Source organism: Phaeobacter sp. B1627 (assembly GCF_006265095.1).
In the GTDB taxonomy this organism is placed as follows: Bacteria; Pseudomonadota; Alphaproteobacteria; order Rhodobacterales; family Rhodobacteraceae; genus Epibacterium.
In genome coordinates this window covers 20851-40416 of sequence record NZ_VCNK01000009.1, presented here as the reverse complement: position 1 = coordinate 40416, position 19566 = coordinate 20851, and the positions used below count along the sequence as shown (strand labels likewise).

Here is a 19566-nt window from a genome sequence, read left to right as displayed (position 1 = left end):
CATGAGGATTATCTACTTTTGCCTCGGATTGGCTTCGGTTTTTCTGGCGACATTGGGCGTTCTTCTCCCTCTGCTTCCAACAGTCCCCTTCCTGCTGCTCGCCACATTCTTCTTCGCCCGTTCCTCAGAGCGGATGCACAGTTGGCTTTTGAACCACAAAACCTTCGGCCCAATGATTGTGGACTGGCAAACCAGAGGTGCCATTCACCTTGGCGCAAAAAAGGCGGCTACTCTCTCGGTAGCCGCCGTATTTTCAATTTCGCTCATTCTACAGCTGCCGATCAAGCTCCTGCTCATACAGGCCCTGACGCTCGGCGCGGTCATGATCTTTATCTGGACACGACCTAGCGACTAAGAAGATTGCAAAGCTCATCGAGCTGATCCAGGGACTCATAGGAAATCGACAGCGTGCCCGATTCTCCCCCCGGTTTGTGGTCTATCGAAATCTTCATACGAATTGCAGCCGACAGATCTGCCTCCAACGCACGCGTATCGGCGTCCTTTTCGGTCTGTGTCTTGGGTCTTTTGGGCGCGCTGCCTTCGGGCGTGCCAGCGGCATCCTTCTTGACAAGTGCCTCAGTCGCGCGCACCGACAGACCACCCTTGACGATCTTCTTCGCCAGATCCGACGCATTGTCAGAGGTTATGAGCGCCCGCGCGTGGCCTGCAGACAGCTTTCTGGACAGTACTAGATCCTGAACATCCGTCGGCAAGTGCAAAAGCCTCACGAGGTTGGCGATGTGGCTTCTGCTTTTTCCAAGCGCTTCAGCCATGCGCTCCTGTGTATGGCCGAATTTATCCATGAGCTGCTTGTAGCTTTGAGCCTCTTCCAGCGCGTTCAGGTCAGACCGCTGAATGTTCTCAATAATCGCAACTTCCAACATCTCTACGTCGGAATAATCTCGAATAAGGACCGGCACCTCATGAAGTTGCGCCGCCTGAGCCGCCCTCCACCGCCGTTCGCCAGCGACAATTTCATAGGCTCCCCCGTCCCGCGGGCGTACAATAAGGGGCTGCAAGACCCCTTTCTCTTTTATCGAAGCGGTAAGATCATCTAAATCCTCTTGCAAGAATTGGCGACGGGGCTGATCTGGATTCGCCTGGACTTTCTCGATTGGTACGAGGATTTCTGCATTTCGGGGTGCGCGTCCGCCGCCCTCCATGCTGACCGGTTCAGCATTCACATCCGCCATAAGCGCAGACAAACCACGCCCCAGTCCACGTGGCTTGGGTTTCTTCTCTGACATTACGCGCCCCTTCGCTTACTCTGCCGCAACTTCTTGGTTGTTCTCAATAATTTCAGAGGCGAGCTGCCTGTACGCTTTTGCCCCTAGAGACCCAGAATCATAATTCAATACGGGCATTGCATAAGACGGCGCTTCGCTCACCCGCACATTTCGCGGTATTTTGGTTCGAAATACCAGATCACCCAGGTTATCACGCGCATCTTGTTCAACCTGTTGCGAGAGGTTGTTCCGCCGATCATACATCGTCAGGACAATCCCTTCGATCCGCAATTTTGGATTTGCCGCCTGCCTTACCTCTCGCAGAGTCAACATAAGTTGAGACAGACCCTCCAATGCAAAAAATTCGCTTTGAAGTGGGATAAGAACAGAATGAGCGGCAACCATCGCGTTGACGGTCAACAGGTTTAGGGATGGCGGGCAATCTATGAGAATATAATCCCACTCATATTCGTCCATCGCCGGCTGCCGAAGCGCGTCATGAAGGAGAAAACTTCGTTTCTCATTCGACATCAGTTCAATATCGGCAGAGCTGAGATCCACGGTGGCGGGAATAATGCACAAGTCATCGATGTCAGTCTGACGGATCACATCCGATAGATCGGCAGATTCCACCAACAAGTCGTATGTTGTATGGTCACGCGCGTCAGCGGGAACGCCCAATCCGGTCGATGCGTTACCCTGGGGATCGAGGTCGACCAACAAAACCCTCATGCCGTCCTCGACCAAAGCGGCAGCCAAATTTATGGCCGTGGTAGTCTTCCCCACGCCTCCCTTTTGATTTGCAATTGCGATAATGCGGGGGATACCCAAACGGGACAAATCAGGCACGCTCTAAACCTTTGATTTTGAGAATGACAGCCTCTGGCTCGGTTAAACTCTTAATCGCTTCGTAATCAAACCGCCATTGTTGACGCGCTCGGTCAACTTCTTTTTTCCAGGTGACACCCTTTGGGAACATAGAGGTTCCGCCCACGGCAAGATGCCGCTCGGCAAAGGTGAATAAATGAGCTAAATCTGCCAAAGCACGCGCCGACAATACCCCTGCTCCAGCTGGTTCCAATGCTTCAACGCGCTCTGACTTTACTGTCACGGAGACTTCACATTCACGAGCTGCAGCCCGCAAGAAGGCACATTTTCGTTGATCACTTTCAACGAGTGTAACATGGGTCGCCTTCGCGGTATCCGCAGCCAATATTGCGCAGATCAGACCGGGAAAACCGCCACCACTCCCAATGTCCATCCAAGTGTCAGTTGAAGGCGCAGCATGATATACCTGAACGCTGTCCAAAACATGCCTAGTCCACAGATCCTCCATGCTTCTCTTGGAGACAAGGTTGATTCTCGGGTTCCACTTTCGGAGATTTTCGACAAATATGTCCAACTTTTCCATTGTTTCACGTGAAACATCAAATTTTGAACGTATGATATCTCGGGTCATGAAGGCACTGAAGTCCTACCGCGGTTTCTCCTCCGAAGAGATCCAAGGATCAAAGCCAGCGCCGCCGGGGTAATTCCGTCTATACGCGCAGCATGCGCCAGGGTAGACGGTCGTACAGTTTGAAGCTTCTGGCGAAGTTCCGTTGAAATCCCCTCAATTCCAAATTCAAATTCAGGCGGAATCTCAATTTTCTCATCCTTTTTTAAGGCGTTAACCTCACGCTCCTGACGCTCAAGATAATTTTCATAGAGCGCTTCCCGCATTATTTGATCCTGTATGGCACCATCTACCGTAGTCAAGTCCGGGATCAAAGGAAGGATGTCGTCGAACACTGCGTTGGGAAACCCCAGGACTTCAAGCGCGGATCTCCGATTCCCATCTTCACTCACCTTAATGCCCGCGGCTTTCAGCTGCTTCGGTGTAAATGACTCCCCCTTCAGACGTTGTCTTACGCTGTGCAGGGCGTTGTGTTTTTCCTGAAAAGCACGCGCCCTACTCTCCGAAACACATCCTAGAGCCATTCCCAACGGAGTGAGCCTCTGATCTGCATTGTCTGCCCGCAAGGACAATCGAAATTCTGCCCGAGACGTAAACATTCGATAGGGCTCGGTGACGCCATTCGTTATCAGGTCGTCAATCATCACGCCAATATAGCTATTCGAGCGTGAAAACACTATGTTTTCCATCCCGAGGCACTGACTGGCAGCATTCAGTCCTGCAACAAGGCCTTGAGCAGCAGCCTCTTCATAGCCAGTCGTTCCATTAATTTGACCAGCCAAGAACAGCCCCGAGACATTCTTAAGTTCCAACGCGGATGTCAACGACCGGGGATCTACATAGTCGTATTCGATCGCGTACCCTGGCTGCAGAATTTTGACGCCTTCCAAACCTGATATGGATCGTACGTAAGAATCTTGCACGTCGACCGGCAGGCTTGTGGAAATTCCGTTTGGATAAACCGTATGGTCTGAAAGGCCCTCAGGTTCCAGAAAAATCTGGTGCGAGCTCTTATCTGAAAACCGCACAACCTTATCTTCAATAGAAGGGCAGTATCGCGGTCCTATGCCATCGATGTGGCCGCCGTACATCGCTGATTTATCAAGATTATTTCTGATTATCTCATGCGTTCTCTCGTTCGTATGGGTGATACCGCACGACACCTGTGAGACCGCGACCTTTGAACTCAAAAAGGAAAAGAAGGTCGGATCTTCGTCCCCGGGCTGTAGTTCTAGATTTTCCCAATCAATTGTTCGGCCGTCCAGACGAGGTGGTGTCCCAGTCTTCAATCTCCCCATTGGAAGGTCGAATGATTGGAGTCGTTCAGCCAATAGAACAGAGGCCTTGTCCCCCATTCGGCCACCGGAATGAGAGTCGCTGCCGATGTGAATTTTCCCATTTAGGAACGTTCCAGAAGTAAGGATGACCGCCTGAGCACCAATCGAAGTACCATTCGAAAGGATAACACCGGTCACCAGATGCTCCCGCGAACAGACTAGGTCGACTACCTCTCCTTCCAATACGGTGAGATTTTTTTGGACGGCCGTGACCTTTTGAATTTCGTGCCGATAGATTGCCCTGTCGGCCTGTGCCCTTGGCCCTTGAACGGCCGGTCCTTTCCGACGGTTCAAAAGTCGAAACTGTATACCAGCCGAGTCAGCAACTCGGCCCATGACGCCATCCATTGCGTCAATCTCACGGACAAGATGCCCCTTGCCCAAGCCGCCGATGGCTGGGTTACACGACATCACCCCAATTCCATCTAGGGAAAGCGTGATCAATGCAACTTCGACACCCATCCGGGCAGCTGCGTGTGCGGCCTCGGTCCCGGCGTGACCTCCGCCGATGACGACGACATCATATTGTGAATGTTTCACGTGAAACACTCCTTACTTTCCAAGACAAAAACTAGAGAATATCTCATCCAAGAGATTTTCAACGCCTATCCTACCCACCAGAATTTCTAAAGACCGAATTGCCGATCTAATGTCCTCGGCAGCGATATCGTATAGATCTGATCCATGACCCAATACATCAATGGCACTCCACAGTGATCCCTGCGCATGAATCATCGCTTCACGATGCCTCACTCGTGTCGCGATCCCAGCGCTTGCAGATCTGGTCTTGAGTTCTGCCTCGATACGAGCCACTAATTTATCAACACCCTGCCCCGAAATTCCCGAAATACCGTCTACGGCATCGTTTCTGAGGTCAGCCTTTGGCAAGAGCTTAATATCTCCGGGTTTTGCCTCGACGTCGAGAACTTCCCCTTTTTCGGCCAAAAACACTCTCAGATCCGCGCGGTCTGCGCGCGCTCGTGCTCTCTGTATGCCGATACCTTCTACAGGATCGTCCGTTTCCCGGAGGCCTGCGGTGTCGAGCAGTGTTACCGGAAGCCCCGCCAAATCCATTCTAACCTCTATGACATCTCGCGTGGTTCCCGCAAACGCCGAGGTGATTGCCGCGTCCCGTCCCGACAGCGTATTGAGAAGCGTAGACTTACCTACATTTGGCGCCCCAATGATCGCCACCTCAAATCCGTCTCTAATGCGCTCAGATATTGAGATGCCCTCGATCTGCTTCTTCAGATCAGACAGGACTCCCGACAATAGCTCTGTGACTTCAGGTGTCACATCAACGGGAACGTCCTCATCGGCAAAATCAATAGTGACCTCTATTAATGAAGCCGCTCGAATTAGGTCAGTGCGCCACCGATCCACCAGCTGTCCGAGTTCACCTGACAGGACGCGTTGGGCCTGTTTTCGTTGCATCTCGGTTTCAGCGTCAATCAGATCAGCCAATCCCTCAACTTGGGTTAAATCAAGCTTGGCGTTATCCATTGCACGGCGCGTGAACTCGCCAGGATCTGCTAGGCGAAGTTGGTCCCATTTTCCAAGCTCCAAAAGGAGCGCAGAAATGATCGCGTTACTTCCATGTATCTGAAATTCAACAATATTTTCACCCGTAAAACTGTCTGGACCGGTGAAAGACAGGACCAATGCGTCATCCAGAATTGAGCCACATTCGTCTTTCAATGACGAATATGTTATTCCTCGAGGAGGCAATGTCTTACCAGTCAGGCCCTGTCCAACGTCCAGGGCCCGTGGGCCAGAAACCCGAACGACAGCAACCCCGGCCTTGCCATGGGCGGTGGCCAACGCAAAGATTGTATCCATGGTGTGGCCTCTTTCCCCGACCGCCTCTCTTAGGTGTTCATGGAGTCAAAAAAGTCTGTATTCGTCTTTGTTTGCTTCAGTTTGGAGAGCAGGAACTCGATTGCATCCGTGGTTCCCATCGGGTTCAGAATACGTCTGAGAACAAAGGTTTTCGCCAAGTCGACCTTGTCCACCAGAAGTTCCTCTTTCCGGGTTCCGGATTTGAGGATGTCGATCGCCGGGAACACGCGTTTGTCGGCAATTTTGCGGTCAAGAACGATTTCCGAGTTACCAGTTCCTTTGAACTCTTCGAAGATAACCTCATCCATCCGGCTTCCGGTATCGATCAGTGCGGTGGCGATGATCGTCAGTGAGCCGCCTTCTTCGATATTCCGAGCTGCACCAAAGAATCTCTTGGGGCGTTGCAGCGCATTCGCGTCGACGCCACCGGTCAATACCTTGCCGGAGGAGGGCACAACAGTATTGAAGGCTCTACCAAGTCTGGTGATCGAGTCGAGAAGAATTACAACATCTCGTTTATGTTCAACAAGGCGCTTGGCCTTTTCAATGACCATTTCCGAAACAGCGACGTGGCGTGCGGCAGGTTCATCAAAGGTCGATGACACGACCTCTCCCTTGACCGAGCGCTGCATATCCGTGACTTCTTCGGGCCGTTCATCGATGAGGAGAACGATCAAATAGCACTCCGGATGGTTTTGCTCGATGGAATGCGCAATGTTCTGCAAGAGAACGGTTTTACCCGTCCGAGGCGGCGCGACGATCAGGGAACGCTGGCCTTTGCCGATTGGGGCGACAAGGTCTATCACACGCGAGGAGCGATCCTTGGCGGAGTGATCCTCGATCTCCATCGTCATCCGTTCATCCGGATAAAGCGGGGTCAGGTTGTCGAAAGCAATTTTGTGCCGCGCTTTTTCAGGCTCTTCAAAATTGATCTTCGTAACGGTCGTGAGCGCAAAGTAGCGTTCATTCTCGAGGGGCGCCTTGATCTGGCCTTCGACGGTGTCACCCGTCCGCAACGACCATTGGCGGATCATATCCGGAGAAACGTAAATATCGTCCGGACCTGGCAGATAATTGGCCTCCGGTGAGCGCAGGAAGCCAAATCCGTCCTGCAGAACTTCGAGAACCCCGTCGCCTGCAATCTCCCAGCCCTCATCAGCCCGCTCCCGCAGGATCTGGAACATCATCTCGCCCTTGCGCATGGTCGAGGCGTTCTCGATCTCCAGCTCTTCTGCCATGGCAAGAAGATCCTTGGGGCTTTTTGCCTTGAGATCAGAAAGATTCAGAGATTGCTCGGTCATTCACACACGGCCCTTTTTTCCTCTGCCAGCAGAGGACATCATAAATATAAATACGGAAATCGCGGGAATCCCGGACGGGCCGCTTGTCGCTAGATAGTCGCTCTTCCTGAACGAGTCAAACCCTGCGTCAGAACTTAAATACGACCGATACAACGATGATGACCATCAACAGCGTCGGTACTTCGTTCATCATGCGATACTGGCGTCCAGTGAGCTTGTTTTCACCGGCAGCGAAGTTCTTGTGGCGATACATCAGCCAATGATGAAACCATGTCATAGCAATGACGGCCGCACCCTTTGTCCAGGGCCAGACATAGGTCCAATCGACGATCCCGGGGGTGAATACCAAAAAAAGACCAGCGCTCCACGTCACGATGCTTGCAGGCCCCATGATCAGCTTCAGGAGCTTGTGTTCCATGGTGAGAAAAACCGGCTGCAAAGCCTCGATCTTCTCGGCCTGTTCGACGTGATACACATACAACCTAGGAAGGTAGAAAAGCCCAGCCATCCAGCTCAGGACAGCCATGATGTGAAGCGACTTGGCGTAGGGATACAGAGTGAACATCAGATCAGTCAGATCCATGATGGGCTTCCTTTTGCGGGACGGGTCCTGGAGACCCCCCTTAAATATTTATAAGTTTTATAAGGATGATGTTTTTGTAGTGCACCCTGTTTTCGGTGGATTATCGAGTCTTCACACCCCCTACCCACAAGGTGGATAGCCTGCGCGCCTTATTCCTGCCTTGATGATGAATAAGTGGTTAACGCCCTGATTTATATGACTGTTAACAATATGTTTACCAAGGTTAAATTGTGGATAAGACCGGGGTAAACCGGGATAGGGAAAGTTATCCACCTTCCAAAAGTTATCCCAATCCCCCATGGAGGAATCAGCGAACTTCTTCCTGAAAATCGGGGTTTAGTCCCACTCTTGCGTTGACGGGTGAAAAGCATACAAACCGTCCCTGAACAATCAGACGTTTTCCCATAGGGTTTTCCACATGACTACCCACATCGTGCTTGCTTCCGGATCAGAGATCCGCGCTCATCTGCTCCGCCAGGCTGACATTAACTTTTCGGTCGCTGCGGCGCGCGTAGATGAAGGCGCAATTAAGGCAGCCCTTCTGGCTGAAGGCGCTAAACCAAGGGACATCGCAGACGCTCTTGCCGAGGCGAAGGCCCGCAAGGTCTCGGGCAAGCATCCCGGGAATATGGTATTGGGCTGTGATCAGGTTCTGGATTTCGAGGGGCATTTGATCTCCAAGGCCGAGACACCGGAAGAGGCGGTTCAGCAGCTGACGCAGATGAGAGGAAAACGCCACACTCTTCTCTCTGCTGCGGTGATCTACCGGGACGGCCAGCCTCTTTGGCGCCATGTCGGTCAAGTGCGCCTCGTCATGCGACAGGCGAGCGATACATATATTCAGAGCTATGTGGCTCGGAACTGGGACAGTATTCGCGATGCTGTCGGAGCATACAAATTGGAAGAAGAAGGCGTTCGCCTGTTTACAAGCATCGACGGCAGCTACTTTAATGTCCTTGGGTTGCCGCTGCTGGAACTCATCAACTATCTGGGACTTCAGGGGATCATCGAACAATGACAGAGGACAAGATCCCGCTCGCCGGCGTGATTGGCTGCCCGATTGCACATTCAAAATCCCCTCAGTTGCATGGCCATTGGCTGAACGCCTACGGGATTGCAGGCCATTATGTACCGATGCATGTGGAACCTGACGATCTTGAGGCCGTGATCCGCATGATGCCGAAAATGGGATTTGTCGGTGCCAATGTCACGCTGCCGCACAAGCAGGCAATCATGTCTATCGCGGACAAGGTCACTGATCGGGCCAAGCTGATGGGGGCAGCGAACACTCTGATATTCAGGGAGGATGGATCTGTCGTGGCCGACAATACGGACGGCTACGGGTTCATTACCAATCTGCATCAGGGCGCGCCGGACTGGGATCCGAAATCTGGTCCGGCCACTGTCTTTGGCGCCGGCGGGGCCAGCCGGGCCGTTGTTGCCTCCCTCATAGAAGCCGGCGTTCCTGAGGTTCGCCTGACCAATCGTACCCAGGCAAATGCAGATGAAATCGCCAAAATGTTCGGCAAGAAGATCGTTGTGGTGGACTGGCTTCAAGCCGGCAACATCATCGAGGACGCTGCGCTCATCGTGAATACGACATCTCTCGGTATGGAAGGCCAGCGTCGTTTGCGAGTGCCGTTGGATGGTCTGCAGCCCGGCACCGTGGTGACGGATTTGGTCTATACACCGCTGAAAACAGAGCTGCTTTTGAAAGCTGAAGAGGCGGGATGTATCACTGTCGATGGTTTGGGGATGCTGTTGCATCAGGCGGTTCCCGGTTTTGAACGGTGGTTCGGTCATCGACCAGAGGTTGACGAAGCCGCACGGGACGCAGCGCTCAGATGAGCTTTGCTCTTGGATTGACCGGCAACATCGGCATGGGAAAATCCACGACGGCCCGCCTGTTTGCCGAGGCGGGATGTGCGGTCTGGGACGCGGATGCGGCCGTGCATCGGCTGTACGAGGCAGGCGGCGCTGCGGTTCTTCCGATCCGGGCGTTGTTCCCGCAGGCAACCGAAGCAGGATTTGTCGACAGATCGATACTGAAATCTTTGATTTCAAAAGATAAATCCGTACTCACAGCAATCGTAAACATCGTGCATCCATTAGTGCATGCGGACCGGAACGCCTTTCGACAGGCGGTAACCGAGAAAATTCTTGTTTTCGACATTCCACTGTTGTTTGAGACGGGCGCCGCAGATGAGATGGACGCGGTGGCTTGTGTATATGTAGATGCTGAGGTCCAGCGGGCGCGCGTTCTGGATCGGGGCACGATGAGCGAAGAACAGTTCGAGCAGATCCTGGCGAAACAGATGCCGATTGCGCAAAAACTGGCGCAGAGCGACTATAGGATCGAAACCGATACTCTCGAACACGCCCGTCGGCAGGTCACGACTGTGTTGGAGGATATCGAACGGAGGATGCAGCATGCGTGAGATTGTGCTCGATACGGAAACCACGGGATTTGACCCGTTTTCGGGCGACCGGATTGTCGAAATCGGCGCCGTAGAGCTGTTCAATCATATGCCGACCGGCAAGACGTTTCATGAATATATCAATCCAGAGCGGTCGATGCCCTCAGAAGCCTTCGGGGTACACGGGATTGGTCCCGATCTCCTAGAGCCACCCCAGCAGCCGGCGCCGGGTGCCGTAACGCTTCGGGATAAACCCGTCTTTGCCAAGGTGGGGCAGAAGTTTCTGGATTTTGTCGGCGATGCCAAAATGGTGATCCACAACGCCAGCTTCGATATGAAGTTTCTGAACGCTGAACTTGGCTGGATGAACCTGCGTCAACTGCCCATGGATCAGGCCATCGATACGCTTGCCATGGCTCGAAAGAGATTTCCCGGCTCACCGGCAACGCTGGATGCACTGTGCCGCAGGTTTGGTATCGACAACGCAAACCGAACCCTGCACGGGGCCTTGCTGGACTCGGAAATCCTTGCGGATGTCTATCTGGAGCTGATCGGCGGACGGCAGCCTGATTTTGGCCTGTCCACACAATCGTCCAGTGGGCCGCGCGGTATCGACACCGATTGGCGCCCTGCCCCACGGGCCACGCCCCTGCCCCCCCGACTGACAGAGAGTGAGAAAGCCGCGCATGAGGCCTTTATCGCCAAGATGGGGGATGATGCGCTGTGGAAGACTTTGAAATGAAAATAAGCGCCACAACGAATGAGTGTGGCGCTTACTCTGCAGAGTGAAGATAGAAGAAACCTTAGTTTACTACGTCTTCCGTGGTTTGACGGCGCGCCAACTCGTTGCGGTAGATGCCGACGAAGTCGATGTTATCGAGGTTCAGGGGCGGGAAACCACCGTCACGGCTGATGTCGGAGACGATGCGCCGCAGGAACGGGAACAGCATCCTTGGGCATTCAATCAACAGAAATGGATGCAGCTGCTCTTCCGGCACGCCAGAGATGTTGAATATCCCGACATATTCCAGCTCCAGAACGAACAGCGTTTCGCCACCGGCCTTATTCTTGGATTCAATGGTCAGCTTGGTGATGACTTCGTACTGGTTTTCGGTGCTGCGCTTTTTGGCATCAAGGGCAACCTGAACATTGACGTCCGGCTGAACCTCGCCTCCGACCCCTTTTTGGGCCATCACGTTCTCAAACGACAGATCGCGAATGAACTGCCCGAGAATATTCATCTGCACTTGCGGTTGACCCGCGCCCTCTGTCGGTACGCCATTTTCGGCCATGGAAGTCTCCTGAAATTACCTTGTTGATGCGTGCTTACCAGCTTGGCGAAGCATCCTCAAAGTCTTATTTCGGTCCCTCGACCCATCCGGATGATCGACCAGTTGACGACGGAGATGTCACATCTTCGAAATCCCCATCGATGATATCGTCGCCCGCATTCTGGCGCGGATGCGATGGACCCTGCGCTCCGCCCATTCGGAAGGAGGTAACAGCGACCTTGCTGCGCACATAGGAGAATGCCTTCGTCCTAAAGCCCGGAACGAGCAGCAAAAAACCGAAGGCGTCCGTAAAAAATCCGGGCGTCAGCAAGAGTGCCCCCGCCAAAAGGATCATTGCACCATGCGCCAATGGCTCGGTCGGGTCGGAGAGATGTTCGAATGAACCGCGCAGTTGCCCCAAGGCCAGACGGCCCTGTGTTTTGACCAGCCAAGTGCCCAGAACGGCTGTCAAAATGACAATTCCGAGGGTCGGCAACAGGCCGATAAAACTGCCGACCTGAATGAACAGGGCAATTTCAATTATGGGAACTAGCAGGAAAGCTAGAAAAAGGGGCATTATAGTCATCCTCTCCTTGAGGCAGAACGGTGGACTTGATCCCGCCTGTCACCTACATAAGAGCAGAACGCGTTGGTTTCAAACCAACAGGTCCAGTTGGACAAGAGGTATAGATGGAGTCGCCCTTGATAGAGGTTTTGGTCCTGGCCGGCATCGCGGTTTTTCTGATTTTGCGCCTGAAGAGCGTATTGGGCACGCGAGAGGGCTTTGAAAAGCCTCCCTTGTCCGGGTCAGACGTCCGCGCGCCCCAGCGTAAGTTTGAAGTAATAGACGGCCGCCCTGATGACGATATTGTGGCTTATGTCGATGAGGGGAGCCCCGAGGCGCAAGCGCTGGCTGACATGAAGCGCGCGGACTCGTCGTTTCACGTCGCGGAATTCCTGCAGGGCGCACGTGGTGCATATGAGATGATCCTGATGGGCTTCGAGACGGGCGAGCTTGACGGGATTCAGCCCTTCATTTCGGATGAGATTTTCCAGAGCTTCGTGGATGCGGTTTCCAATCGCGAGGATCAGGGTCTGACCATTGACGCAGAATTCATCGGCGTGCGCGAAACCTCCATTGCGGATGCCAGTTTCCACGAGCCGACATCCACTGCAGAGATTACGGTCCGGTTTGTCGGTGAACTGACATCAGTGGTACGTGATCGCAGCGGCGAGATTGTCGAGGGCGATCCAAAAGCGGTCAAACGCCAGAAGGATACATGGACGTTTGCACGACAGATGGGCGGTGACGATCCGAACTGGCAACTGGTGGCAACGGACGCATGACGGGTGCGCTCCGCAGGGGGCTGGGTGCGGTATTTTTGACCGTAACCCTGTGTTTCTCAGCCGGAGCGCAACCTGTGCAGGGGCTATCCCACCGTATTCTGGAGTTCAGCGAACTGTCCGAATGGGACCTCGACAACCATGTTGAGGCGCTTCGGGTTTTTCGCGGCACTTGCATGGATATTGATGGTGCCGATTGGCAATCGCTCTGCGCCATGGCGCATAATGCCGATGACAGTGGCGCCCGCAGCTTTTTCGAATTGTTTTTTCGCCCGGTTTTGATCGAGGACGGCAGGGATGGCCTGTTCACCGGCTATTTCGAACCGGAGCTTCAGGGATCTCTGGTTCGGACGGCACGGTACCGCTATCCGGTCTACAGGATGCCGCCAGAGGCCCGGAACACATCGCTTTGGTTGACCCGCCGAGAGATCCTGACGAGCGGCGTCATGGAGGGGCGAGGTCTTGAAATTGCCTGGGTTGACGATCCAGTAGAGCTGTTTTTCTTGCAAATTCAAGGATCTGGACGGATCAAGTTGACAAATGGTTCGACCATAAGACTTGGATATGGTGGGGCCAACGGGCATCCTTACCGGTCGATTGGACAAGAGCTGGTGCGGCGCGGGATCTATAATCTCCACCAAGTCAGTGCCCAGGTCATTCAAAATTGGGTTCGTCGCAATCCGGGTCCTGGTACAGAGTTATTGATGCATAACCCATCGTACGTGTTCTTCCGCGAAGTGAACCGTGTCGCGCCCCACAAAGGGCCGCTTGGCGCGATGAACCGCTCTATTACGCCGTTGCGATCCGTCGCGGTGGATCCCGCCTATACCCCGCTTGGTGCGCCGGTGTGGGTTGAGAAAAACGGTGAGACCAAAATGCGTCGGCTGATGATCGCGCAGGATACCGGATCCGCGATCAAAGGGGCGCAGAGGGCGGATATCTTTTTCGGCGCCGGCGATGACGCGGGCCGTCTCGCCGGCAAGCTCCGCGACCCTGGCCGAATGCTGATATTGATGCCGATACAGCGCGCCTATGCATTGTTGCCGGATGATATCTGATGAGCCGGCGCAAACTCACAGCTGAAGAGATCGATCTTTGGAAAAAGGTCGTGACACATACGGAACGCCTGCACAGCGGACGGAACGAAAGAGGGAGCGAACACGATGATCTGCCGCCTCCGCCAAAACCAAAACCGAAGCCGCAGAGACCGGCACCCGCCTCCCTGCAACCGTTTGAACTTGGGAGCAAAGGTCGCGGAGCGGCGCCACGTCATGATTTGAAGCCGTCTCCGGGGCGAAAACTGGCGGCCGATCCGGTGCGAATGGATGAAAAAGCCTTTCGCCGGATGAAACGCGGCAAGTTGAAGCCGGAAGGGAAACTGGATCTGCATGGGATGCGCATGGAGTCGGCACATGGTGCGCTTGTGCGTTTCATTCTCACATCGCAGTCAAAAGACAAACGCCTCGTGCTGGTCATCACCGGAAAGGGGAAGGACCGCGATGAGCCCGGTCCAATGCCGGTTCCGCGCGGCGTCCTACGGCATCAGGTTCCGCAGTGGCTGGCGCTGCCTCCATTGGCACAGGCGGTTCTTCAGATCACCCCGGCCCATATCAGTCATGGCGGTGAGGGCGCATATTACGTCTATTTGCGGCGCAATCGCTGAGGTCAGCGATTTTCGCTCCTTTCACGCCGTTCCAGCAAAAGTTTGCCCGAATCCGCCAGGACTGCCTGATTCACCGGCAGGACCTGACTGAGAAAACTCGGATCCACGGGGCCAAAGACTCTGTTCACCCGCGCGGCCGATCGCAGCACCGCAATCAGGCTCGGCGAGGTTGCGGCCACAAAATGCCCCGATGCGGCGTCGCTGTCAAAAGCGGTGAGGTCGATGACCTGAACTGGCCAATCCTTGAGCCGGTCAGCGGAGGAAATGTTGCCAAGCCGCTCGCCGGTGCTGGTTCCGCGCAGCCGACCGGAGATGTTCAGGATCCGGTCTTTTTTGGAAACCATGATAGCGAAGGGCTGGGGAACCGTCCGGAGATCGGCGATCTGGCTTTCAAAGAGATCCACATCAAGATCCGGTGACATCAGAATAACGCCTCCGTTCATCGTGCGAGAAGCCCAGCCAGGTGTGCGGATTTCAGCCTGCCGCAGCATCTCCATGCTGAGACCAGTCCCCATGGAGTGGGCCACCAGCACAATGCGGTCGGCGCCTGCTTTTTTGACCCGGCGTATGGTTTCCTCAAGCCCGTCGCGGGCAAAGAGCATACTGTCGAGATCGTAGGCATAGCCAAAAGCGCGACCGCGACTGGGCCAGGAATACATGACCAGAGATCCCGGAAGGCCGACGTCATGTGCAATCTGGGCGGCACGATAGGCGGTTTCCGGATGGGTACTGTTGAAGCCGTGAACGAATATCGTCACCTCCCGCAGAGGCCAGCCATTTTCCCGCTGCTCCCGCGCAAACCGACGCCGCAGGTCCTCTATCGAGGCAATGTCAGTGTTGTCTGCGATTGTGAAGTTCTTTGTCGGATCGGGATTCTTGTGCCGGTAGGAAAGCTCTCCGGGACTGTGGTCGGGCGGGATAGACACCGTCATTTCCATCATTCGAAGGTCGTTTGAGCGTTGAAAACCAAAGGTTCCGTCCGGCTCTTCCGCCCGGGTGGTTGTCGCAAACACCGTTTGCGCTGTACCGACGGAAAGTGCCGTCGGTACAATGGGCATCATATCCCTGTCGGCGCAGGCGGCGAGAAACAGGATCGTGACTGCGGAAAAAATATGTAGTCGCATCTTCCAGCCTTTCTGCCCGTCCCGCGATCCGTAGTACCCTCTTTGCATTGGCCGCGATACAGGCAAGGCGCCCTAGAGCACGTAGCGGCTGAGATCAGTGGACTTTGTCAGCTCACCGAGGTTCTTGTTCACCAGCGCTGCATCGACAACTATTTCCGTTCCCGGACAGTCAGGTGCGGTGAAGGACAGTTCCTCGAACACGCGCTCCATCACGGTATAGAGCCGCCGCGCACCGATGTTTTCGACGCTTTGGTTCACTTCGGCAGCGATCCGGGCAAGCGCCTGAATACCGTCCTTGGTAAACGTCACGGTGACCTGTTCGGTCCCGAGCAGCGCCTCATACTGGCGGGTCAGTGCATTATCGGTTTCGGTCAGAATACGCACGAAGTCTGCTTCGGTCAGCGCGCGGAGGTTGACACGGATCGGCAGCCGACCCTGGAGTTCGGGGAGCAGGTCAGATGGCTTCACGATGTGAAATGCACCGGACGCAATGAACAGAATATGGTCCGTTTTCACCGGTCCGTGTTTGGTGCTCACGGTGGTGCCTTCGATCAGGGGCAGAAGGTCACGCTGGACCCCCTCGCGACTGACGTCCCCGCCGCGCGCATCACTTCGCGCACAGACCTTGTCAATTTCGTCAAGGAAAACGATGCCGTTCTGCTCGACCGATTCCAAGGCGGCCTTGGTCACGGTTTCATCGTCCAGAAGCTTGTCAGCTTCTTCGCTGATCAACACGTCGTAGCTTTCGGCGACGGTCAGTTTCTTCCGGGTGGTGCGGCCCCCCATGGCTTTGCCAAACAGGTCCCCCAGGTTCATCATCCCTATGTTGCCGCCAGGCTGACCGGGGATATCAAACATGCCGCCCATGGGGTTTGAGGTTTCTGCGATATCAAGCTCGATGACAGTGTCGTCCAGCTCACCGGCCTTTAGCTTCTTGCGAAACATATCGAGTGTTCCCTCGCGGGCCTCACTGCCGGCGATGGCTTCGAGCACGCGGAGCTCAGCCGCCTTATGCGCCTTTGTACGGACGTTTTCACGCATATGTTCACGCGTCTGCACAATCGCCGTATCAACCAGATCACGTACGATTTGCTCGACATCGCGACCGACATAGCCAACTTCGGTAAATTTGGTGGCCTCTACTTTGATGAACGGCGCGCGGGCAAGTTTGGCCAGCCGTCGCGAAATCTCGGTTTTGCCGACACCGGTGGGGCCGATCATCAGAATGTTCTTTGGGTATACCTCGTCGCGCAGGTCATCCGGCAGCTGTTTACGACGCCAGCGATTGCGCAGGGCCACTGCTACGGCGCGCTTGGCGTCCTTTTGGCCGATGATGAAGCGATCGAGTTCGGACACGATTTCGCGGGGGGTCAGATCAGTCATGTCTATCCCTTTTTCAGTGAGAAGGCGGCAAGCGGTGAAGCGGCAGCACGCGGGCGAGCAACGACAAAAGAACAGCTCGGATCCTGGCCCAGAAGGCCCCGAGGATCACGAGAACGACGCCAAGCGCCAGAATGCTCAATCCGGTGCCTTCGCTGTCGAACACGGTTGTGCTGAGAGCTACGATATAGCCGATTGCGGTGATGAGGAACGACCGGCGGTCGATCACAATAGCGATGAGCGCAAAAAACGCGAGAACGAGCGCAAGCATAACGTCCTGTTCGCCCTCAAGAAGCGTCAATGCCACCGTGTTCACAAGAGCAGGAGCGGCAACCACGTGCAGCCAAAACCCCTGCGCCGAGCGTCGGGTCACACGATGAGGGTCGCTCAGGTCAAAGGCCATGGCGACAGCGAATACCAGAAGCCCCACCAGAAGGGTGATCCATGCAAAAGGCCCGTTTGCGCTCAGCAGGAATAGATCACCGATCTCGGTCGGCACGCCGGACTGATCGGCGGCAATAATCATGGTCACGGCAAACAGCCCGAGCGCGATCAAGGCCATGGCGAAGGGCACCCGAAAACGCCACCAATAGACCAGCAGAGCCAGGGTCGAGAGCGTCAGCGCGACGGGCAGGGATGTATAATCTTCCTGTGCGATCATGAATGGCTGCGCAAATTGTGCGGTAAATCCGGTGGCAGCGTTGGCCGCAAACAAGACCGACAGCGCAATTGCCGGAGCGACCATGCGCCGAACCCGGATGAAATATTCCGATATTGCCCAGAGGAGCGCGGCCCCAATCAATGCGGCGGTGGTCATTTGCGACTTGTAGTTGACGATCTCGGTGAGCATGGACGCCGTGTTCACCGCAATCCACCCCATCGCGAGAATGGCGAGGCCCACGACGATAAAGATCTCGTTGAACCCTTTGAACAGCTCAAAGGGCTCGTCTCCGGGATCCAGCCTCTCGCGGGCCCCGCGCCGACTGTCCGCCAAGGATGTGAGCGACGCGGCCTGAGATTCTGATATGAGACCAGAACCGACCGCAGCGCGCAGATCGTCGCGCGTGATCATGCGCAAATGCTCTCAACGGTGAGGTTGCCATTGGTATACACGCAAATATCAGCAGCGATGGCCATCGCATCGCGGGCCACAGCCTCGGCATCCCGGTTACTGTCCATCATCGCGCGGGCTGCAGCCAAGGCAAAGTTTCCGCCTGATCCGATGGCGGCGACATCATGTTCCGGTTCCAACACGTCGCCGGCGCCGGTGATCACATAGAGATCGGTCCCATCGGTCACGATCAGCATGGCCTCCAGCTTTTGCAGGTATTTGTCGGTGCGCCAGTCCTTGGCCAGCTCGACACTGGCGCGCTGCAATTGGCCCGGTGTCGCTTCCAGTTTGGCTTCTAGCCGCTCCAGCAACGCAAAGGCATCGGCAGTGGATCCGGCAAAACCCGCGACCACGTCGTAGCCGCCGGGGGACAGTCGTCGCACCTTGCGGGCGCTGCCTTTGATCACGGTCTGACCAAGCGAGACCTGACCATCACCGGCGATGACCACTTTGCCACCCTTGCGGACTCCGATGATTGTTGTGCCGTGCCAGCCGGGGAATTGGTCCTCTGCCATAAAAGCCTCCGTTTCTTTGCTGTCCTATATGGAAGCAACAGGAAGCCGGCACAAGGGCAGCCGACAGCGCGCAGGCGACGCAAGCATCCGAAGCAAAATTCGGGCCTCACCCATAAAATTCTTTTCAAACTGCACATTTGGTATGCATGGGGCGCAATTCAGGACTGAAGAATAGGCAATTGTGAGACTCGGATTGGATGAGTACATCAACATCAACAACCGACATGGTGTCGGCTGTCCCCTTCAAGGAACACGATCATGGCAAACGCAAGTAACGTTATTGCACCGGCCGGCTCTGTCGCAGTTCTGCGCGCAGTCGATTTCTTCTTCAACCTCCGCACCGCTCTGGTGGAATGGAACGAAGCACGCATCACCCGCAACGCTTTGTCCAACCTGACCGCTGCTCAACTCGACGATATCGGGCTCACACGTGCCGATATTGAGGCTCTGTAAGCCGCAATGACATATCCGGTAAAGTAAGAGCCGTCCTGATGCAGGGCGGCTTTTCCTTTGTCTCTACTTCGCCGAGATCCCCAAAATTCGCATGACATGAAAAAAGGCGCTCGCCCAGGGCCGCGCCTTTGTCCGTATCGTCGGGAAAAGTCCCAGTCCGATCGAGTCAGATCGAGTCGTCGATCCAGCTTTTCAGCGCCGCTTTCGGAGCCGCGCCGGCGCGGTTGGATACGACCTGACCATCTTTGAAGACGAACAGCGCCGGGATACCGCGTACACCCATGGCCGCAGCCGAGTTCGGGTTCTGGTCAACATCCACCTTCGCCACTTTGATTTTGCCGCCATATTCGGCTGCCAGCTCTTCCAGAGCGGGGCCGATCTGCTTGCAGGGGCCACACCATTCGGCCCAGAAATCCACCACTACGGGGACATCGGAATTCTTGACTTCGGCGTCGAAAGTCGCGTCGGTGACGGCTACGGTGGACATGGAAATGTCTCCTGAGATGTTTGGCAACTGGACCCGGAACGTAAGTAGCTGTGAGGCCC

At 55.0% G+C, this 19566-nt stretch carries 23 protein-coding genes; 9 read left to right on the top strand and 14 right to left on the bottom strand.

The window, feature by feature from the left end; genetic code table 11:
* Position 1 precedes the first annotated feature (1 nt).
* A complete protein-coding gene (locus FGE21_RS06135) occupies positions 2–355 on the top strand; it encodes a YbaN family protein (RefSeq protein WP_139662419.1) in 354 nt (117 codons plus the stop codon).
* Here FGE21_RS06135 and FGE21_RS06130 read toward each other — a convergent pair.
* The 7 genes from FGE21_RS06130 to FGE21_RS06100 all read right to left on the bottom strand — a co-directional run bounded on the left by FGE21_RS06130 (position 345) and on the right by FGE21_RS06100 (position 7742).
* Complete coding sequence (locus FGE21_RS06130; protein WP_139662418.1) at positions 345–1247, bottom strand: ParB/RepB/Spo0J family partition protein; 903 nt, start codon at positions 1245–1247, stop codon at positions 345–347. The genes FGE21_RS06135 and FGE21_RS06130 overlap by 11 nt on opposite strands.
* 15 nt (positions 1248–1262) lie before the next feature.
* A complete protein-coding gene (locus tag FGE21_RS06125; RefSeq protein ID WP_139662417.1) occupies positions 1263–2075 on the bottom strand; it encodes a ParA family protein in 813 nt (270 codons plus the stop codon).
* Positions 2068–2685, bottom strand: a complete 618-nt coding sequence (gene rsmG / locus FGE21_RS06120; RefSeq protein WP_139662416.1) for a 16S rRNA (guanine(527)-N(7))-methyltransferase RsmG — start codon at positions 2683–2685, stop codon at positions 2068–2070. The genes FGE21_RS06125 and rsmG overlap by 8 nt, the downstream gene beginning before the upstream one ends.
* On the bottom strand, positions 2682–4559 hold the full coding sequence (gene mnmG / locus FGE21_RS06115; protein WP_139662415.1) for a tRNA uridine-5-carboxymethylaminomethyl(34) synthesis enzyme MnmG: 1878 nt from the start codon (positions 4557–4559) through the stop codon (positions 2682–2684). Before mnmG ends, rsmG begins: the two co-directional genes overlap by 4 nt.
* Before the next feature lie 12 nt (positions 4560–4571).
* A complete protein-coding gene (mnmE, locus tag FGE21_RS06110; protein ID WP_139662414.1) occupies positions 4572–5858 on the bottom strand; it encodes a tRNA uridine-5-carboxymethylaminomethyl(34) synthesis GTPase MnmE in 1287 nt (428 codons plus the stop codon).
* A 29-nt stretch (positions 5859–5887) separates the two neighbouring features.
* Complete coding sequence (rho, locus tag FGE21_RS06105; RefSeq protein ID WP_139662413.1) at positions 5888–7159, bottom strand: transcription termination factor Rho; 1272 nt, start codon at positions 7157–7159, stop codon at positions 5888–5890.
* Positions 7160–7286: 127 nt separating this feature from the next.
* Positions 7287–7742, bottom strand: coding sequence for a CopD family protein (locus FGE21_RS06100; protein ID WP_139662412.1), 456 nt, complete (start codon positions 7740–7742; stop codon positions 7287–7289).
* 418 nt (positions 7743–8160) lie between these two features.
* Here FGE21_RS06100 and FGE21_RS06095 point away from each other — a divergent pair, with 418 nt between their 5' ends.
* The 4 genes from FGE21_RS06095 to dnaQ are packed head-to-tail and all read left to right on the top strand — an operon-like array spanning position 8161 to position 10901.
* Complete coding sequence (locus tag FGE21_RS06095; RefSeq protein ID WP_139662411.1) at positions 8161–8760, top strand: nucleoside triphosphate pyrophosphatase; 600 nt, start codon at positions 8161–8163, stop codon at positions 8758–8760.
* A complete protein-coding gene (locus tag FGE21_RS06090) occupies positions 8757–9590 on the top strand; it encodes a shikimate dehydrogenase (protein ID WP_139662410.1) in 834 nt (277 codons plus the stop codon). Before FGE21_RS06095 ends, FGE21_RS06090 begins: the two co-directional genes overlap by 4 nt.
* Positions 9587–10180, top strand: coding sequence for a dephospho-CoA kinase (gene coaE / locus FGE21_RS06085; RefSeq protein ID WP_139662409.1), 594 nt, complete (start codon positions 9587–9589; stop codon positions 10178–10180). Before FGE21_RS06090 ends, coaE begins: the two co-directional genes overlap by 4 nt.
* Positions 10173–10901 (top strand): DNA polymerase III subunit epsilon, encoded by a 729-nt coding sequence (gene dnaQ, locus FGE21_RS06080; RefSeq protein WP_139662408.1) that lies wholly within the window; start codon positions 10173–10175, stop codon positions 10899–10901. Before coaE ends, dnaQ begins: the two co-directional genes overlap by 8 nt.
* Positions 10902–10962: 61 nt before the next feature.
* Here the strand turns inward: dnaQ and secB are convergent, their stop codons facing one another.
* Together secB and FGE21_RS06070 are read right to left on the bottom strand one after the other, a co-directional pair.
* Positions 10963–11451: a protein-export chaperone SecB gene (gene secB, locus FGE21_RS06075; RefSeq protein WP_139662407.1), complete on the bottom strand. Its 489-nt coding sequence runs from the start codon at positions 11449–11451 to the stop codon at positions 10963–10965.
* A 64-nt stretch (positions 11452–11515) separates the two neighbouring features.
* Positions 11516–12007 (bottom strand): FxsA family protein, encoded by a 492-nt coding sequence (locus FGE21_RS06070; RefSeq protein ID WP_139662406.1) that lies wholly within the window; start codon positions 12005–12007, stop codon positions 11516–11518.
* A gap of 113 nt (positions 12008–12120) precedes the next feature.
* Between FGE21_RS06070 and FGE21_RS06065 the strand changes: the two genes are divergently transcribed.
* From FGE21_RS06065 to FGE21_RS06055, 3 genes are read left to right on the top strand one after another with little or no spacing between them, the layout of a single operon-like run.
* Positions 12121–12777 (top strand): Tim44/TimA family putative adaptor protein, encoded by a 657-nt coding sequence (locus FGE21_RS06065; protein ID WP_139662405.1) that lies wholly within the window; start codon positions 12121–12123, stop codon positions 12775–12777.
* Positions 12774–13832 (top strand): murein transglycosylase A, encoded by a 1059-nt coding sequence (locus tag FGE21_RS06060; protein ID WP_139662404.1) that lies wholly within the window; start codon positions 12774–12776, stop codon positions 13830–13832. The genes FGE21_RS06065 and FGE21_RS06060 overlap by 4 nt, the downstream gene beginning before the upstream one ends.
* A complete protein-coding gene (locus FGE21_RS06055) occupies positions 13832–14437 on the top strand; it encodes a Smr/MutS family protein (RefSeq protein WP_139662403.1) in 606 nt (201 codons plus the stop codon). The genes FGE21_RS06060 and FGE21_RS06055 overlap by 1 nt, the downstream gene beginning before the upstream one ends.
* A 2-nt stretch (positions 14438–14439) precedes the next feature.
* On the opposite strand, the gene FGE21_RS06050 is transcribed toward FGE21_RS06055, so the two are convergent.
* From FGE21_RS06050 to hslV, 4 genes are all read right to left on the bottom strand, one after another.
* Complete coding sequence (locus FGE21_RS06050) at positions 14440–15561, bottom strand: alpha/beta hydrolase (protein ID WP_139662402.1); 1122 nt, start codon at positions 15559–15561, stop codon at positions 14440–14442.
* A 72-nt stretch (positions 15562–15633) separates the two neighbouring features.
* Complete coding sequence (hslU, locus tag FGE21_RS06045; RefSeq protein ID WP_139662401.1) at positions 15634–16944, bottom strand: ATP-dependent protease ATPase subunit HslU; 1311 nt, start codon at positions 16942–16944, stop codon at positions 15634–15636.
* A gap of 13 nt (positions 16945–16957) precedes the next feature.
* Positions 16958–18013 carry a hypothetical protein gene (locus tag FGE21_RS06040; RefSeq protein WP_139662400.1) on the bottom strand — a complete coding sequence of 352 codons (1056 nt, stop codon included), beginning with the start codon at positions 18011–18013 and terminating at the stop codon, positions 16958–16960.
* Positions 18010–18567 (bottom strand): ATP-dependent protease subunit HslV, encoded by a 558-nt coding sequence (gene hslV / locus FGE21_RS06035; protein ID WP_139662399.1) that lies wholly within the window; start codon positions 18565–18567, stop codon positions 18010–18012. The genes FGE21_RS06040 and hslV overlap by 4 nt, the downstream gene beginning before the upstream one ends.
* Before the next feature lie 258 nt (positions 18568–18825).
* Between hslV and FGE21_RS06030 the strand changes: the two genes are divergently transcribed.
* Positions 18826–19020 carry a DUF1127 domain-containing protein gene (locus FGE21_RS06030; protein ID WP_139662398.1) on the top strand — a complete coding sequence of 65 codons (195 nt, stop codon included), beginning with the start codon at positions 18826–18828 and terminating at the stop codon, positions 19018–19020.
* A gap of 166 nt (positions 19021–19186) precedes the next feature.
* Here FGE21_RS06030 and trxA read toward each other — a convergent pair whose 3' ends face one another.
* A complete protein-coding gene (trxA, locus tag FGE21_RS06025; protein ID WP_139662397.1) occupies positions 19187–19507 on the bottom strand; it encodes a thioredoxin in 321 nt (106 codons plus the stop codon).
* Positions 19508–19566: the final 59 nt, after the last annotated feature.

Bases quoted from the DNA above. Each gene is read 5' to 3' on its own strand.
- FGE21_RS06040 (WP_139662400.1), bottom strand. From the start codon at position 18,013: ATGATCACGCGCGACGATCTGCGCGCTGCGGTCGGTTCTGGTCTCATA.
- FGE21_RS06050 (WP_139662402.1), bottom strand. From the start codon at position 15,561: ATGCGACTACATATTTTTTCCGCAGTCACGATCCTGTTTCTCGCCGCC.
- rho (WP_139662413.1), bottom strand. From the start codon at position 7,159: ATGACCGAGCAATCTCTGAATCTTTCTGATCTCAAGGCAAAAAGCCCC.
- FGE21_RS06100 (WP_139662412.1), bottom strand. From the start codon at position 7,742: ATGGATCTGACTGATCTGATGTTCACTCTGTATCCCTACGCCAAGTCG.
- trxA (WP_139662397.1), bottom strand. From the start codon at position 19,507: ATGTCCACCGTAGCCGTCACCGACGCGACTTTCGACGCCGAAGTCAAG.
- FGE21_RS06130 (WP_139662418.1), bottom strand. From the start codon at position 1,247: ATGTCAGAGAAGAAACCCAAGCCACGTGGACTGGGGCGTGGTTTGTCT.
- FGE21_RS06095 (WP_139662411.1), top strand. From the start codon at position 8,161: ATGACTACCCACATCGTGCTTGCTTCCGGATCAGAGATCCGCGCTCAT.
- FGE21_RS06135 (WP_139662419.1), top strand. From the start codon at position 2: ATGAGGATTATCTACTTTTGCCTCGGATTGGCTTCGGTTTTTCTGGCG.
- FGE21_RS06090 (WP_139662410.1), top strand. From the start codon at position 8,757: ATGACAGAGGACAAGATCCCGCTCGCCGGCGTGATTGGCTGCCCGATT.
- dnaQ (WP_139662408.1), top strand. From the start codon at position 10,173: ATGCGTGAGATTGTGCTCGATACGGAAACCACGGGATTTGACCCGTTT.
- hslV (WP_139662399.1), bottom strand. From the start codon at position 18,567: ATGGCAGAGGACCAATTCCCCGGCTGGCACGGCACAACAATCATCGGA.
- mnmE (WP_139662414.1), bottom strand. From the start codon at position 5,858: ATGGATACAATCTTTGCGTTGGCCACCGCCCATGGCAAGGCCGGGGTT.
- FGE21_RS06030 (WP_139662398.1), top strand. From the start codon at position 18,826: ATGGCAAACGCAAGTAACGTTATTGCACCGGCCGGCTCTGTCGCAGTT.
- FGE21_RS06060 (WP_139662404.1), top strand. From the start codon at position 12,774: ATGACGGGTGCGCTCCGCAGGGGGCTGGGTGCGGTATTTTTGACCGTA.
- hslU (WP_139662401.1), bottom strand. From the start codon at position 16,944: ATGACTGATCTGACCCCCCGCGAAATCGTGTCCGAACTCGATCGCTTC.
- FGE21_RS06055 (WP_139662403.1), top strand. From the start codon at position 13,832: ATGAGCCGGCGCAAACTCACAGCTGAAGAGATCGATCTTTGGAAAAAG.
- rsmG (WP_139662416.1), bottom strand. From the start codon at position 2,685: ATGACCCGAGATATCATACGTTCAAAATTTGATGTTTCACGTGAAACA.
- FGE21_RS06070 (WP_139662406.1), bottom strand. From the start codon at position 12,007: ATGCCCCTTTTTCTAGCTTTCCTGCTAGTTCCCATAATTGAAATTGCC.
- secB (WP_139662407.1), bottom strand. From the start codon at position 11,451: ATGGCCGAAAATGGCGTACCGACAGAGGGCGCGGGTCAACCGCAAGTG.
- coaE (WP_139662409.1), top strand. From the start codon at position 9,587: ATGAGCTTTGCTCTTGGATTGACCGGCAACATCGGCATGGGAAAATCC.
- FGE21_RS06065 (WP_139662405.1), top strand. From the start codon at position 12,121: ATGGAGTCGCCCTTGATAGAGGTTTTGGTCCTGGCCGGCATCGCGGTT.